Origin of the sequence: Kocuria coralli, from assembly GCF_008831305.1 — a bacterium.
In the GTDB taxonomy this organism is placed as follows: domain Bacteria; phylum Actinomycetota; class Actinomycetes; order Actinomycetales; family Micrococcaceae; genus Kocuria; species Kocuria coralli.
This window is the reverse complement of sequence record NZ_ML708611.1, coordinates 74,033-87,910: the sequence shown is the minus strand read 5'-3', so window position 1 is coordinate 87,910 and position 13,878 is coordinate 74,033. Positions and strand designations below refer to the sequence as shown.

At 69.5% G+C, this 13,878-nt stretch carries 15 protein-coding genes and 1 tRNA gene; 6 read left to right on the top strand and 10 right to left on the bottom strand.

Features of this window, described 5'->3' with window-relative positions:
- Positions 1 to 11 precede the first annotated feature (11 nt).
- The 7 genes from asd to FCK90_RS02130 form a co-directional block, all read right to left on the bottom strand.
- Complete coding sequence (gene asd / locus FCK90_RS02160; RefSeq protein ID WP_158032665.1) at positions 12 to 1,157, bottom strand: aspartate-semialdehyde dehydrogenase; 1,146 nt, start codon at positions 1,155 to 1,157, stop codon at positions 12 to 14.
- Positions 1,158 to 1,250: 93 nt separating this feature from the next.
- The gene (locus FCK90_RS02155) at positions 1,251 to 1,580 is read right to left on the bottom strand and encodes a GNAT family N-acetyltransferase (protein ID WP_181954159.1); all 330 of its coding nucleotides are present in this window, start codon (positions 1,578 to 1,580) and stop codon (positions 1,251 to 1,253) included.
- A 63-nt stretch (positions 1,581 to 1,643) separates the two neighbouring features.
- On the bottom strand, positions 1,644 to 2,231 hold the full coding sequence (locus tag FCK90_RS02150) for a dihydrofolate reductase (RefSeq protein WP_158032664.1): 588 nt from the start codon (positions 2,229 to 2,231) through the stop codon (positions 1,644 to 1,646).
- Entirely contained in the window at positions 2,228 to 3,043 is an 816-nt protein-coding gene (locus FCK90_RS02145; protein WP_158032663.1) for a thymidylate synthase, read from the bottom strand. Before FCK90_RS02145 ends, FCK90_RS02150 begins: the two co-directional genes overlap by 4 nt.
- Before the next feature lie 76 nt (positions 3,044 to 3,119).
- The gene (locus FCK90_RS02140) at positions 3,120 to 4,091 is read right to left on the bottom strand and encodes an NUDIX hydrolase (protein ID WP_158032662.1); all 972 of its coding nucleotides are present in this window, start codon (positions 4,089 to 4,091) and stop codon (positions 3,120 to 3,122) included.
- 166 nt (positions 4,092 to 4,257) lie between these two features.
- Positions 4,258 to 5,232 carry a mycothiol synthase gene (gene mshD / locus FCK90_RS02135; RefSeq protein WP_246179912.1) on the bottom strand — a complete coding sequence of 325 codons (975 nt, stop codon included), beginning with the start codon at positions 5,230 to 5,232 and terminating at the stop codon, positions 4,258 to 4,260.
- 38 nt (positions 5,233 to 5,270) lie between these two features.
- On the bottom strand, positions 5,271 to 5,975 hold the full coding sequence (locus tag FCK90_RS02130) for a response regulator transcription factor (protein ID WP_158032661.1): 705 nt from the start codon (positions 5,973 to 5,975) through the stop codon (positions 5,271 to 5,273).
- Between the two features lie 347 nt (positions 5,976 to 6,322).
- Between FCK90_RS02130 and FCK90_RS02125 the strand changes: the two genes are divergently transcribed.
- The 3 genes from FCK90_RS02125 to ygfZ all read left to right on the top strand — a co-directional run bounded on the left by FCK90_RS02125 (position 6,323) and on the right by ygfZ (position 8,877).
- Positions 6,323 to 6,931 (top strand): hypothetical protein, encoded by a 609-nt coding sequence (locus FCK90_RS02125; protein ID WP_158032660.1) that lies wholly within the window; start codon positions 6,323 to 6,325, stop codon positions 6,929 to 6,931.
- Positions 6,932 to 7,045: 114 nt separating this feature from the next.
- Positions 7,046 to 7,645 carry a heme-binding beta-barrel domain-containing protein gene (locus tag FCK90_RS02120; RefSeq protein ID WP_158032659.1) on the top strand — a complete coding sequence of 200 codons (600 nt, stop codon included), beginning with the start codon at positions 7,046 to 7,048 and terminating at the stop codon, positions 7,643 to 7,645.
- Positions 7,642 to 8,877, top strand: coding sequence for a CAF17-like 4Fe-4S cluster assembly/insertion protein YgfZ (ygfZ, locus tag FCK90_RS02115; protein WP_425481680.1), 1,236 nt, complete (start codon positions 7,642 to 7,644; stop codon positions 8,875 to 8,877). The genes FCK90_RS02120 and ygfZ overlap by 4 nt, the downstream gene beginning before the upstream one ends.
- Positions 8,878 to 8,985: 108 nt before the next feature.
- Here the strand turns inward: ygfZ and FCK90_RS02110 are convergent, their stop codons facing one another.
- Positions 8,986 to 10,017 carry a 6-phosphofructokinase gene (locus FCK90_RS02110; protein ID WP_158032657.1) on the bottom strand — a complete coding sequence of 344 codons (1,032 nt, stop codon included), beginning with the start codon at positions 10,015 to 10,017 and terminating at the stop codon, positions 8,986 to 8,988.
- A gap of 219 nt (positions 10,018 to 10,236) precedes the next feature.
- Here FCK90_RS02110 and ppk2 point away from each other — a divergent pair, with 219 nt between their 5' ends.
- Positions 10,237 to 11,139 carry a polyphosphate kinase 2 gene (gene ppk2, locus FCK90_RS02105; RefSeq protein ID WP_158032656.1) on the top strand — a complete coding sequence of 301 codons (903 nt, stop codon included), beginning with the start codon at positions 10,237 to 10,239 and terminating at the stop codon, positions 11,137 to 11,139.
- Between the two features lie 161 nt (positions 11,140 to 11,300).
- Here ppk2 and FCK90_RS02100 read toward each other — a convergent pair whose 3' ends face one another.
- On the bottom strand, positions 11,301 to 11,678 hold the full coding sequence (locus FCK90_RS02100; protein WP_246179910.1) for a hypothetical protein: 378 nt from the start codon (positions 11,676 to 11,678) through the stop codon (positions 11,301 to 11,303).
- Positions 11,679 to 11,760: 82 nt separating this feature from the next.
- Positions 11,761 to 12,975: a pyridoxal phosphate-dependent aminotransferase gene (locus FCK90_RS02095; RefSeq protein WP_158032655.1), complete on the bottom strand. Its 1,215-nt coding sequence runs from the start codon at positions 12,973 to 12,975 to the stop codon at positions 11,761 to 11,763.
- A gap of 379 nt (positions 12,976 to 13,354) precedes the next feature.
- Here FCK90_RS02095 and FCK90_RS02090 point away from each other — a divergent pair.
- Positions 13,355 to 13,427, top strand: a tRNA-Trp gene (locus tag FCK90_RS02090).
- Between the two features lie 115 nt (positions 13,428 to 13,542).
- Entirely contained in the window at positions 13,543 to 13,806 is a 264-nt protein-coding gene (gene secE / locus FCK90_RS02085; RefSeq protein ID WP_158032654.1) for a preprotein translocase subunit SecE, read from the top strand.
- Positions 13,807 to 13,878 lie beyond the last annotated feature (72 nt).

Sequence of the window (13,878 nt, the reverse complement as noted above, 5' to 3'; positions counted from 1 at the left end):
TGTCGGGATGCCTACAGGGTGCCGACCGCGATCTTGAGCATGCGGCGGATCGGCTCGGCGGCCCCCCACAGCAGCTGATCGCCCACGGTGAAGGCGGAGATGTACTCGGGCCCCATCTCGAGTTTGCGGATCCTGCCGACCGGCACCTCGAGGGATCCCGAGGACGCCACGGGTGTGAGGTCCGCCGCCGAGGCCTCCTTGGTATTGGGGACCACCTTGGCCCACTCGTTGTCCGCGTCCAGGATCCGCTCGATCTCCTCGACGGGGAGATCCTCGGTGAGCTTGAGGGTCATGGCCTGCGCATGCGAGCGCATGGTGGCGATGCGTATGCACAGGCCGTCGATCGGGATGCGGTCGGCCCCGGCGCGGCCCAGGATCTTGTTCGTCTCGTCGCCGGCCTTCTTCTCCTCGCGGGACTGGCCGTTGCCCAGGTCGGAGTCGATCCACGGGATCAGCGACCCGGAGAGGGGGACGTCGAACTGGGCGGTGTCCAGCTCGCCGGAGCGCTGCTTGGCCAGGACCCTGCGGTCGATCTCCAGGATGGCGGAGGCGGGATCCGCCAGCCCCTCGGCCACCTCCGTGTGCAGGTCGCCGAACTGCTTGAGCACCTCGCGCATGTGCCGGGCGCCGCCTCCGGAGGCGGCCTGGTAGGTCATGGACGTGGCCCATTCGACCAGGCCGTTGCGGAACAGCCCGCCCATGCCCATGAGCATGCACGAGACGGTGCAGTTGCCGCCCACGAAGTCCTTGATCCCGGCGTCCAGGCCGGCGTCGATCACGTTCCGGTTCACCGGGTCCAGCGTGATGATCGAGTCGTCGTTCTGGCGCAGGGTGGAGGCGGCGTCGATCCACAGCCCGTCCCAGCCGCGGGCGCGCAGCTCGTCATGGACCTTGGAGGTGTAGCCCCCGCCCTGCGCGGTGAGGATGATCGGCAGGGCGGCCAGCTTCTCGAGGTCGTAGGCATCCTGCAGCGTCCCGGTGTCTCCCAGGCCGCCGATCTCCGGTGCCTTGGCGCCCGGGGATGAGGTCGTGAAGAACACGGGCTGGATGTCGGCGAAATCGCCTTCGGCCTGCATGCGATCCATCAGGACGGATCCCACCATGCCGCGCCAGCCGATCAGGCCGACGGAGGGAGCGGAGTTGGCGCTGGAAGTCATGCGCCCCAGTCTACGGACAGCACCGGCGGCCTTCGAGCCGGGCGTCATGATGTGAGGCAGCTCGCGACGGCGCCCGGCGGGAGCCGCGGGGGCTCAGGCCACCAGGTCCTGGTATTGCGGGAAACGCCGGAGGTAGTCCTGGACATAGGTGCAGGTTGGGTGGATCAGCACCCCGGAGGCCCGGCAGCTGTCCAGGACCAGCGTGATCAGCGTGCGGGCGTAGCCCTGACGCCCGAAGCGCTCGTCGATGATGGTGTGCTGCAGCTCGACGGTGCCGTCCTGCACCCGCTGCACTCCCACGAAGCCGATGAAGGTGGTGTCGTTCCACAGCTCCACCCGGGATTGATCCGGGTTGTCCACCAGTCTGAGCGAGGGATCGTCGCGGATCTGAGGTTCGTTGAACTCGGCGCTCTGAGCGGTCACGGGGGCCTCCTAGCGTCGTGGGGGCGGATGTGATGCATCCGACTCTAGCCGGTTCCGGTGCTTCTAGTCGTGGTGCGGGCCGCTTCGCTGCCAGACCTGCACCCGCCAGCCGATGCCCGTGCGCGAGGAGCGCGGTTCGCCGTCATCCGCCAGGTGCCAGCCGGGGCCGAGCTCGGGGGCGCGGGTGTCGCCGTCCGTCTCCAGGTCCAGGAGGGAGATCACGGCCCGGGTCACGGGATGGCGCGGATCCTCGATCGCCTGGCGGTAGAGCCGGCCACCGCCGATCACCCAGGTCAGCTCGCCGCCGGGCGCGTCGGCCGCGAGGGCCACGGCCTGGTGGTAGGAACCGGCGACCACGACGCTGGTGGCCGGCTCCCCGGCCGCAGCCGCGGTGGAGTCCGCGCCGGCCGCGGGGCCGGTCTCGACGCTCGAGGGGCGGGAGGTGATCACGATGTTCGTCCGGCCCGGCAGAGGCCGGAACCTCGCCGGGAAGGACTCCCAGGTGCGGCGTCCCATGATCACGGGATGGCCCTCGGTCTCGGCCTTGAAATGCGCGAAGTCCTCGGGGACATGCCACGGCATGGTCCCGTCGCGGCCGATCACGCCGTCCCGGGTCTGCGCCCAGATGGCCGCGATCCGCTGAGGGCTCATACGGCGACCGGTGCCTTGATGCCCGGGTGGTGCCGGTAGCCCGCCAGCTCGATGTCCTCGAACCGGTAGTCGAAGATCGAGTCGGGTCTGCGGGCGAATCGCACCTGCGGGTACGGGTACGGCTCGCGGGAGAGCTGCTCGGCCACCTGTTCCTGGTGGTTGTCGTAGACGTGCACGTCCCCGCCGGTCCAGATGAACTCACCGGGGAGCAGGTCCGTCTGCTGGGCGACCATCAGCGTCAGCAGGGCGTAGGAGGCGATGTTGAACGGCACGCCCAGGAACATGTCGGCGGACCGCTGATAGAGCTGGCAGGAGAGCCTGGACGGCCCCTCCTCCTGCGGCTGGACCCAGAACTGGAACAGCGCATGGCACGGCGGCAGCGCCATGTCGTCGACCTCGGCGGGATTCCAGGCGGTGACGATGTGGCGCCGCGAATCGGGGTTGACGCGGATCTGCTCCACCACATTGGCGATCTGGTCCACGGTCCGGCCGTCCGGGGCCGGCCAGGAGCGCCACTGGACGCCGTAGACCGGTCCGAGCTCGCCGTCGTCGTCGGCCCACTCGTCCCAGATGCTGACGCCGCGCTCCTGCAGCCAGCGCACGTTGGAAGAGCCCCGGAGGAACCACAGGAGCTCGAGCGCGACCGACCTGAAGTGCACGCGCTTGGTGGTCAGCAGGGGGAAGGACTCGGAGAGGTCGTAGCGGAGCTGGCGGCCGAACACCGAGCGGGTCCCGGTGCCCGTGCGGTCGGACTTGCGGGTCCCGGTGGCGGCCACTTCGCGCAGCAGGTCCTCGTACGGTGTGGGGATCAAGGGTTGCTCCTCGGGCGGCGTGGGACGTGGGCGGGCGGAGAGCGGAACGCGCTCCGGCGGGGACCCCGGGTGCGGGTCAGGAATCGAAGGGTCTGACGATCTCCGCCGAGACCACGCGGTGACGGTGCCTGCGGGAGACCTGCAGGACGATCAGCTCGCCCGGGGCGAGATAGGGGTCTTCTTCCGGCAGCAGTGAGCGCATGTCGGCAGGCATGTGCCGCCCCAGGACCTTCAGGACGGTGGGCAGCACGGGCCGGTGCGTGCAGAGGACCACCGGCCGGTCCTTGTCGAAGAGGGTCTCCACCACGGCAGCGGCCTTCTTCGGGCTGCGCTTGTGGGCCGCTTCCGTGAGCGCGGGCCGCTCCTTGACCTTCAGGCCAGCGTTCTTGGCGTACGGGGTCACCGTGGACAGGCAGCGCAGCCAGGGCGAGGACAGCACCCGCTCCGGTGACCACGACGTGAGCAGCCGGGTCACGGCGAGTGCCTGCCGCTTGCCCGTGGCGGCGAGGGGCCGGTCGCCCTCCGCCCGGGACCACGACGAACGCGGCTTGGCCTTGGCGTGCCGCACGACGATCGCCGGGCGCACCGCGAGGTCTCCCGCGTTGTGGAGCTCGACCAGCCTCCGCAACGGCACCAGGTCGGAGGTGTTGCTGAGCATCCGCACGGCCCGCTCCGGGGTGACCCACCGCAGCTCGTCGACCTCCTTGCCGTCGGCACGGGCCTCGCTGAAGGGCGAGATCTCCGCGGTCCAGTAGTAGACGTGCTTCATCCCGCACTTGACCTTGTAGGACATCACGGGCAGCGGCGCCCCCAGCCGGACCTTCAGGCCCACTTCCTCGTGCACCTCGCGGTAGGCGGCCTCGGGCAGGGTCTCCTCGGCCTCGAGCTTGCCCTTGGGCCAGGACCAGTCGTCGTAGCGCGGCCTGTGGATCACCAGGACCTCGATCCCGCCGCCGCTGGACGGGCGCCAGCACAGGCAACCCGCTGCGCGGACGTCCGGGGCGGAGTCGGGGACCTGCGCCGAGGTGCGGTAGGCAGTTCTGGCCATAGGGTTCCCGGCTTCCTTTCGTCGCAGACCTACTGGTGTGAACGGGATGGACGGCATCGTTCACGGGACGGGCGACCACCGACGACGGCGGTCCGATATCCCTGGGCGAGGACATGCTAACCCGAACGGCCGGTCCGCCGGTGAGGTGACGGACTGCGCCCCGCCGTCAGCGGCGGCTGAACATCACGTCCAGGTGCCAGGGCTCGAACCCGATGGACCGGTAGAGGCTCATTGCGGGCCGGTTGTCGCCGTCCACGTACAGCAGCACCTCGCCCAGGCCCTGCTCGGCCAGGTAGTGCAGCCCCGCGACGGTCAGCGCCTTGCCCAGCCCCCTGCCCTGGTAACCGGGGGCGACGCCGACCACGTGGACCTCGCCGCGAGCGGGGTCGTGGGCCGTGGCCGGGTGGATCTTGGTCCAGTGGAAGCCCGCGATGTCACGGGGGTCCTCCAGGGGATGGGCGATCAGGAACCCCCGGGGATCGAACCAGTCCTCGGCCTGCCGCTCCTGGAGGTCCGCCAGGGTCATCCGGCCCTGCTCCGGGTGATCGGCGAAGGCGGCCGCGTTGACCTCGAGCCAGGCGCTTTCGTCCTGGCCGGTTTCGAAGGACCGCAGTCCGATGCCCTCCGGCAACCGTACGGGCAGTTCCCGGCTCACCCCTGCGAGGGGACGGAGCAGGCGGTGCAGTTCCCGGGCGGGGGTGAAGCCCAGGGAGGCGGCCAGGGCACGGGCCGCGGCATGATCTCCGTGGGCCCAGGCGTCCACCGGGCCGTCGACGGTCTCCAGGGCCTGCCGGATCACGCCGCGGCCCAGTCCCAGACCCCGCGCCTCCGGCGCCACGACCGCCTCGAGCAGGGCAGGGGAGCCGTCGCCGGGACGCACCAGGACCGCGGCGGCCACCAGCGGTGCGTGCTCGCCCTCCGGATGAGCCGCGCCCAGGACCGTGACCTGCTGCCGTGCCGAACGGAGCTCCACCAGGGTCTGGTCGGAGAAAGGAGGATCGCCGTCCTCCGCCTCGGCGGCCCTGGCGAGTTCCTGCACGCGCCGGGCGGTCTCGGCACCGGCCCGCAGCTTGGCGATCGTGGGCTCCTTCGGATCGGCTGCAGCCGGGACCTGGGACGGAGAGGGCTCTTCCTGGGGCACGGTTCCTCGCTTTCCCGTGCGCAACCCAGGGGCCGTGCTCAGGACTCGCCGGCGAAACGGCGCTCGGAGGAACGCTCGGCGGCGAGGCTGTAGCCCACGTTGCGCACTGTGGTGATCATCTGCTCGTGGTCGGCACCCAGTTTGGAGCGCAGACGACGAACGTGGACATCGACAGTTCTAGTGCCACCGTAGTAGTCGTAACCCCAAACCTCGGAGAGCAGTTGCGCGCGGGTGAAGACCCGACCCTGGTTCTGGGCCAGGAACTTCAGCAGCTCGAACTCCTTGTAGGTCAGGTTCAGGGCCTCTCCGCCCACATGGGCGGAGTAGGCGGCCTCGTCGATGATCACCGCACCGGCGTGGATCCGGGGGTCGTCCTCGTCGTCGACGGTCGCGGTCCGGGCCGCCGCCAGCCGCAGCCGGGCCTCGACCTCTGCCGGGCCCGCGGAGTCCAGGACGACGTCATCGACCATCCAGGTGGAGGCCACCGCCGCCATGCCGCCTTCGGTGAGCACCATCAGCACGGCGGCCTCGAGTCCTTTGCCGCGCAGGAGCTGAGCGAGGTTCCTCGCCGAGATCAGATCGCGGCGGCCGTCGATGATCACCAGATCCGCGTCCACGGCGTCCACCGCGCCCGAGACGAACCGGGTGGGCTGGACCGCCACGCGGTGGTTGAGCAGGTCCAGGGCCGGCAACACGGAGGTGGAGGGTCCGGTTGCGTCTGTGAGCATGAGGATCTCGATCAACCGGTTAACTCCTGTCGTCCGTCACTGACACACGTGTGCTGCGCTGACCCCCGACCGGCACGTGGCCGTCGCAGGAGCGTGACACGAGCGAAACGTCCGTCCGGTGGACGGTGCGGACAGACGCATGCGGTCTGCTGTGAATTATAGGTCCCCGTGTTTCTGGCGCATTGCGAGGATGTGCACGCACCGGGCTCGCGGTGAATGGGCCGGAAAGTGATCTAGCCCGCTATCGTGGGGCTCACGGTCCAGAGAATACCCCAGCACCCGTACCGGCCCGCCCGGTGTTTTGCCGATGTGATGCGGCAGCAGCCGCGGTGCCCCGATGAATGCGAGCCAGGAACCACCACATGCGTTATCTCCAGATCATCGTCATCTCGATCATGGCCTTGATCATCGCCCTGGCCGCCGCCGCGATGGGCGGTCCCGCCCCCGTGGTGGTGGTGATCGCCATGAGCGTGGTGATCGGATCCGGATGGTCCTCGGCGGTGGGCATCCGCGCCCGCTACCGTCACAACGTCATCATCCTGACCAGCGGCGTCCTGGCCGCGATGCTCTCCTGGTGGCAGCCCGACCAGCGGCTCGTGTGGCTCCCGGCCATCGTGGGCATGGCGCTGATCGCGATCTTCATCGCCGAGCTCGTCCGGGGGGAAGGCGCCCGCTACCGTCTCGAATCCACGATCTCCTCCGTGGTGGCCGTGCTGGCCGTGGTCTCCAGCTCGGGATGGATCGCGCTCTCCCAGTACCTGCACGACCTCGGCCGGTCGCCGGTGGCGCCGGTCCTGATCTCCGGGGCGGTGAGCTTCCTCGTCATCGGCGTGATCGGTGCCCGGCTCATCGCATCGGCGCCCAAGGAGGGCCCCCGGAGAGGTGCCCTGTCACTGGGGGTGACCCCCGTGGCGCTGCTGGGTCCCGCCGTCCTGGTCACCTCCCAGATCGTGGGCCTCGTGGTAGCTTGAGGCCATGCTTGCTCTCGAGATCTTCTTCCTGGTCCTGCTCGTCCTGGCCACCCTGTGCATCGCCGGGATCGCCGGCGTCGTCCTGAAGGGCCTTTTCAAGGGCCAGAAGTAACCGTGCCCATCGAAATCCCCTCGGATCTCACCCCCGAACTCGTACCGTTCGCCTGGCTCCTGGGTGAATGGGAAGGCGATGGCTTCCTGGGCTACGACGACGTAGAACAGCGGCCCTTCCGCCAGCACGTGCACTTCGCCCATCACGGGCTCCCGTTCCTCGAGTACCGGGCCGAGACCCACCTGATCGACGACGACGGCCTCCCGTCGCGCCTGGCGGCCGTGGAACACGGCTTCTGGCAGCTGGACCGCAGGTTCGAGGACGGCGACATGGGCCCGGGGATCCTCCCTCCCGACGTCGTCCCCGTCGTGCGGGACGCGGAAGGCGTGGAACGGCTGCGCACGGACAGCGGCGGGTTCCCGGTCCTGGCCACGATCAACCGGCCCGGCGGCATCTGCGAGCTCTACGTGGGGGAGATCAACGGCCCCAGGATCCAGCTCGGCACCGACGCCGTGCTGCGCTCGGCCGGGGCGAAGCCCTACGCCGCGGCCACCCGGATGTACGGCCTGGTCAACGGCGAGCTGTTCTGGGCATGGGACATGGCCGCGGACGGCCATTCCCTGGCCACCCACGCCTCCGCCGAGCTCAAGAAGAAGGGCTGATCGACGTGGCAGGGGCCGCCTATCATTCGCCGCTGCTGGAGGAGGCCGCCGGCGCCGTGGAAGCGGCCGGGCCCGATGCCGGCACCGCCGCCCACTACGGGGACCCGCTGCGGGAGCAGCGCGCGCTCGCCGAGGGCACCGCGGTGGTCGACCTCTCGCATAAAGGCGTGCTGACCGTCGACGGGCCCGACCGGCTGAGCTGGCTCACGACCTTGAGCTCCCAGGTGCTCACCAGCCTGGTCCCCGGAGACAGCTCGGAGACGCTGTTCCTCTCCGTCCAGGGCCGGATCGAGTCCGCCCCCCATGTCTTCGACGACGGGACGCGGACCTATCTGGTCACGGAGGCTTCCGAGACCGAGTCGCTGCGCTCGTGGCTGGAGAGCATGCGCTTCGCGCTGCGCGTCGAGGTGGCCGACCGGTCGGAGGACATCGCGGTGATCGGCGCCGTCGAGGTTCCCGAGCACCTCCGGTCCGCCTCGGCGGAACTGGCCTGCGGGCTCGAGCCGGGCACCGGAACCGATGCCGACTCCGGGCTGCCGCTCATCTGGAAGGACCCCTGGCCGGGCGTGACGCACGGCGGGTGGGCCTACGGAATCCAGGATGGCCACCCCGCTGCGCAGCGACGGTGGTCCGAGATCCTGATCCGGCGCGCGGACCTGTCGGACGCGCTCACGGGCCCGGCGGCTGACGGCCTGGGACTCGCGGGCTCCTGGGCGGCAGAGGCCCTGCGGATCGAAGCCTGGCGTCCCCGGGCGGGGGTGGACGCCGACGAGCGGAGCGTCCCCCATGAGCTCGACTGGTTGCGCACGGCCGTCCACCTGGAGAAAGGCTGCTACAAGGGGCAGGAGACCATCGCCCGGGTGCACAACCTGGGGCATCCGCCCCGCCGGCTGACCTTCCTGGACCTGGACGGCTCCGAGCACACCGTGCCCCCTGCGGGTGCGGAGGTGCTGGCCGGCGACCGGGTGGTGGGCCGGGTGACGGCGGCGCAGATGCACTACGAGGCGGGCCCCATCGCCCTGGCCGTGCTCAAGCGGTCGGTGGATCCCGCCGCGGACCTGGTCGTGCGCAGCACGAGGGACGATGCGGCCGAGGGACAGGATCCGGCTGCCGTCGACGGACAGCGGGAAGAGCGGTGGGCCGCGGCCCAGACGGTGGTCGTACCTCCCGAGGCGGGCAGCGCCGTGCAACGCGAGAAGGGGTTCCTACGGGCTCCCCGGGACCGCCGCTGACTCCACCCCGCCGCCGAGCAGAGTGCCCGGCTGCCACCGGAGCCCCGAGGAAGATGTCCTCAGGGAACGGCGTTCAGCCGGGCACCCGGCCGGGGCCGGAACCGGGGATCAGCGGCCGAAGAGGATCCGGGCCTCGTCGTAGCGGGCCTCGGGAACGGTCTTGAGACCGTCGAGGGCCTCGGCGAAGTCCACGCTGATCACGTCCGTGCCGCGCAGGGCGACCATCTTGCCCCAGGCGCCTTCGCGGCACAGGTTCACGGCGTTGAGGCCGAACCGGGTGGCCAGCACGCGGTCGAAGCCCGTGGGGGCGCCTCCGCGCTGGATGTGCCCCAGCGTCGTGTTGCGGGTCTCGATGCCGGTCAGGCGCTCGATCTCCTGGGTGACGTACTCGCCGATCCCGCCCAGCCGCGGACGGCCGTCCTTCTCTACGCCCTTCTCGTGCAGGACGTCGTCGAAGCCCTCGGGGATGAAGCCCTCGGCGACGACGACCAGGGGCGAGCGGCCGCGCTCGTGCACCTCGGAGACCCAGGCCGCGACCTGCTCCATCGAGATCTTCCGCTCGGGAATCAGCACGGCGTGGGCGCCGGCGGACATGCCCGAGTGCAGCGCGATCCAGCCGACGTGCCGTCCCATGACCTCCGCGACCATGCAGCGATGGTGGGAGTCGCCGGTGGTCCGCAGGCGGTCCATGGCATCGGTGGCGATTTGCACGGCGGTGTCGAAACCGAAGGTGTAGTCGGTGGCCTTGAGGTCGTTGTCGATCGTCTTGGGGACGCCGACCACGGGAATGCCGGCGTCGGACAGCCGCTTGGCGCCCGCCAGGGTCCCCTCGCCGCCGACGGCGATGATCGCGTCCACTCCCAGGCGTTCGAGCACCTTGCTGATGTTCTCCGGTCCGCCGAGGGGGCCGTCGTAGGGGTTGGTGCGCGAGGTGCCGAGGATGGTGCCTCCCTGGCGGGCCAGGCCGCGCACGGAGGATCGGGGCAGGTCCATGATGTCGCCCTCGAGGACTCCCCGCCACCCGTCCAGGAAGCCGACGAACTCGTAGTCGTAGGACTTGATGCCGTGCAGCACGGCGCCGCGGATCACGGCGTTGAGGCCGGGGCAGTCGCCGCCGCTGGTCAGCAGGCCGATCTTCATGCTAGCTCCTTAGAGATGAGGGGACAGGTCCCGGGATTCGGCTCCAGTCTAGGAGTTCCGGGACCGCAACGCCCGGATCCCGGCACGAAATGCCGGTAACGGGTCGGCGTCGCCGTCGTTCAGGCGGAGTTCACCTCCCGCTGCGCGGGGAGCACTAGGATGGTGAAAATGAGTCCCGCACCACATGGGTGCAACGGTAACCGCTAAGGAGTAGTCGATATGACTGAGGCCCCCACCGAGAATCTCCGGGAGTTCATCGACAAGCTCGTGGAACAGGGCTACACCGTCCAGGAGGGGCAGTCCCCGGACCCCGACCTGATCGATCCCGGCGGATCCGCCGTGGAGACGTGGCGCGAGGGCTACCCCTACGAAGAGCGGATGTCGCGGGAGGACTACGAACTCGAGAAGTACAGGCTGCAGATCGAGCTGCTCAAGCTGCAGTACTGGTCCCAGGACAACAACCTGAGGCACATCCTCGTGTTCGAGGGCCGCGACGCCGCCGGCAAGGGGGGCACGATCAAGCGCTTCACGGAGCACCTGAATCCTCGAGCGGCCCGCACCGTGGCGCTGAACGCCCCCAACGAGCGCGAGCGCGGCCAGTGGTACTTCCAGCGCTACATCCAGCATTTCCCGACCTTCGGGGAGATGGTGCTCTTCGACCGGTCCTGGTACAACCGCGGCAACGTCGAGCGGGTCATGGGCTTCTGCACCGATGAGGAGTACGAGGTCTTCATGGAGCAGGCGCCGCAGTTCGAGAAGATGATCGTCGACTCGGGGATCCACCTGACCAAGTTCTGGTTCTCCGTCACCCAGCACGAACAGCGCACCCGGTTCGCCATCCGCCAGATCGACCCCGTGCGCCGGTGGAAGCTCTCCCCGAACGACCTGGCCTCCCTGGACCGGTGGGACGACTACACCCTGGCCAAGGAGGAGACGTTCCGCCGTACCGACACGGACCACGCGCCGTGGATCACCATCAAGTCCAACGACAAGAAGCGTGCGCGCCTGAACGCCATGCGCTACTTCCTCAACCAGTTCGACTACGAGGACAGGGACGACTCCGTGGTCTACGCACCCGACCCGCTCATCGTGCGGCGCGGCAGGGACGCGGTCGACGACTGACCGCGAGCTGACGCGGCGTCACGACGACGAACGGCCCCGGAAGGCGCGCAGTGCCGCGCGGCTTCCGGGGCCGTCCGTCGTCCCGGCGGTCTCCGGGGCTTGCGGGAGGTGAGGCCCGCCTATCCGTCAGCGAGACTGCCCGCGGGCAGCCCGGGGACCGCTCAGTGGCTGTCGGCCAGGGCCCACGCGGCGGCGGCGTTGACACCCGTGACGGCGAGCACCGAAGGCCAGGCGCCGATCTTCTTGGCCAGCGGGTGGGACAGCCCGAAACCCAGGAGATAGGTGGTGCTCAGCGTCGCCGTGGTGATCGGGCCCGCCTTGTGCCACCAGTTATGCGCCGCCGCGGCACCGGCGGCGAAGAGCATCGCACCGCCCAGCGGGCGTATGCCGGTCAGCCGGGCCACGCCGTAGCCGCCGATCAGGCCGGCGGAGACGGTCAGGGCGGTGGGGATCTGCTCGTTGGCCGCGGCGGCCCCCGTGTACAGGTCGGTCAGCTGCTCCACGAGCGTCAGTTCCGGGCCTTTTCTCTTCTCGGACATCAAATGCGCCTTTCCGCGATGCTGTTGGGATGCTGGTGATGGGTGCTGCCGGGTGGGGGAGCGGTGCTCGGGCGAGCGGCGCTCAGCCCGCCGACCCGAGGAACTGCTGGAGGCGTGCGATCCCCTCGGCCAGATCGTCGTCGCCCAGTGCGTAGGACAGACGGAAATACCCGGACGGGCCGAAGGCCTCGCCGGGCACCACCGCGACCTTGGCGTTGTTGAGCACCAGCTCCGCCAGCTCGGCGGAGCTGGTCGGGACGACGCCGCCGAAGTCCTTGCCGAGGAGGCCCCGGACGTCGGCGTAGGCGTAGAAGGCGCCCTGCGGGGTGGGCACCTCGACGCCTTCGATCGCGTTGAGGCCTTCCACGATGGTCCTGCGTCGGCGGTCGAAGGCCGCCTTCATCGTCTCGACCTCGTCCATGGGCCCGGTGAGCGCTGCGATCGCGGCGCGCTGGGCGATGTTGTTCACGTTGGAGCTCAGATGGGACTGGAGGTTGCCCGCGGCCTTGACCACATCGGCGGGGCCGATCATCCAGCCCACCCGCCAGCCGGTCATGGCGTAGGTCTTGGCGACGCCGTTGAGCACGATCACGTTATCGCCGAGCTCCGGGCAGGCCCCGGCGATAGAGGTGAACTCCAGGCCGTCGTAGACGAGGTGCTGATAGATCTCGTCGGTGATCACCATCAGGTGCTTCTCCGCGGCCCACGCACCGATCGCCTTGATCTCCTCGGCGGTGAACACCGCTCCCGTCGGGTTGGAGGGCGAGCACAGCAGCAGGACCTTGGTGCGCTCGGTGAGCTTCTCCTCGAGCATCTCCGGGGTGACCTTGTAACCGCGCTCGGGGCCCGCGAAGACCTCCACCGGCACGCCGCCGGCCAGGCGGATCGCCTCCGGGTAGGTGGTCCAGTAGGGGGCGGGCAGCAGGACCTCGTCACCGTCGTCCACCACGGTCTGGAAGGCCTGGTACACGGCCTGCTTGCCGCCGTTGGTCACGATCACCTGGGACGGATCCACCTCCCAGCCCGAGTCCCGGGCGGTGGCCTCCGCGATGGCCCGGCGCAGATCGGGCAGGCCCGTTCCCGGGGAGTACCGGAAGTTCGAGGGGTCCTTCAGTGCCTCCGCCGCTGCCTCGACGATGTAACCGGGGGTGGGGAAGTCGGGCTCTCCGGCGCCGAAGCCGATGACGGGTTCACCGGCGGCCTTGAGCTGCTTCGCCTTGGAATCCACGGCGAGGGTGGCGGACGGGGCGATCGCCCCGATACGGCGTGAGATGCGCTGCGAGCTGGGTGCGGGCATGACCTTCTGCTCCTCCTGATGGCCTCGCGGGGCCCGTACACGACCCGGTGACGATCCACCGGTGACGATCCATAGGGGTTGATCCATGCCGAGGCTCTTGGCTGGTGCGGGCAAGTGGGCACCATGCTACCCACCGTTATCCGTTCCACGAGTGGTCCGGGCCCTGTATCAGCGCCCTCCTGGCTCGCACGGTGGTCGCCCGGGTCATTGCGGGGCGCGGCGAAGTGGCCTAGCATAATTCGCTGGTGCCAGGACCCCGAGCCCCGTGATGCCCGCTACGTACGACATCGAGCATGATCGGGCGGTGGTAAGGTCTTGGACCGGTGTTCGAAGCGATGACCCGGCAGGAGCACTCCTCCACGGATCGTCCTTCATCCGAAGGGCAGTGGCGCAATTGGTAGCGCAGCGGTCTCCAAAACCGCAGGTTGCAGGTTCGAGTCCTGTCTGCCCTGCGTCGCACCGTTGACGTGCGGGCGCGGGTTCCACAGGCTGGAAGCCGCGCCCGCACGGGAAACGGCCATCCGACCGAAACCGAGGACGACGCGCGCAGTACCTCGAGGAGATGCCATGTCGCAGACAACAGCCACCGACCGCCCCGGAGGCGAACCGGGCGAAGCCCCCCGCGGGTTCTTCGGCCGGATCCTGCTGTTCCTGCGCCAGGTCCTCGGCGAGCTCCGCAAGGTCCACACGCCCACCCGCGGCGAGCTGGTCCAGTACGTCCTGGTGGTCTTGGTCTTCGTGGCCTTCATGATGGCGTTGATCTCAGTGCTCGACCTGGGCTTCGGCCAGCTGGCCATGCTGGTCTTCGGCGAGGGCACGGTCGCCAGCTAGCCCGCGCCCGGTGCCGCCGGAGAGCACGAGCGGCATCGGATCAGTCATCATCCGGCGAGCACCTGTTCGATG

Bases quoted from the DNA above. Each gene is read 5' to 3' on its own strand.
- asd (WP_158032665.1), bottom strand. From the start codon at position 1,157: ATGACTTCCAGCGCCAACTCCGCTCCCTCCGTCGGCCTGATCGGCTGG.
- FCK90_RS02150 (WP_158032664.1), bottom strand. From the start codon at position 2,231: ATGAGCCCTCAGCGGATCGCGGCCATCTGGGCGCAGACCCGGGACGGC.
- FCK90_RS02140 (WP_158032662.1), bottom strand. From the start codon at position 4,091: ATGGCCAGAACTGCCTACCGCACCTCGGCGCAGGTCCCCGACTCCGCC.
- FCK90_RS02125 (WP_158032660.1), top strand. From the start codon at position 6,323: ATGCGTTATCTCCAGATCATCGTCATCTCGATCATGGCCTTGATCATC.
- FCK90_RS02110 (WP_158032657.1), bottom strand. From the start codon at position 10,017: ATGAAGATCGGCCTGCTGACCAGCGGCGGCGACTGCCCCGGCCTCAAC.
- ppk2 (WP_158032656.1), top strand. From the start codon at position 10,237: ATGACTGAGGCCCCCACCGAGAATCTCCGGGAGTTCATCGACAAGCTC.
- FCK90_RS02100 (WP_246179910.1), bottom strand. From the start codon at position 11,678: ATGTCCGAGAAGAGAAAAGGCCCGGAACTGACGCTCGTGGAGCAGCTG.
- FCK90_RS02095 (WP_158032655.1), bottom strand. From the start codon at position 12,975: ATGCCCGCACCCAGCTCGCAGCGCATCTCACGCCGTATCGGGGCGATC.
- secE (WP_158032654.1), top strand. From the start codon at position 13,543: ATGTCGCAGACAACAGCCACCGACCGCCCCGGAGGCGAACCGGGCGAA.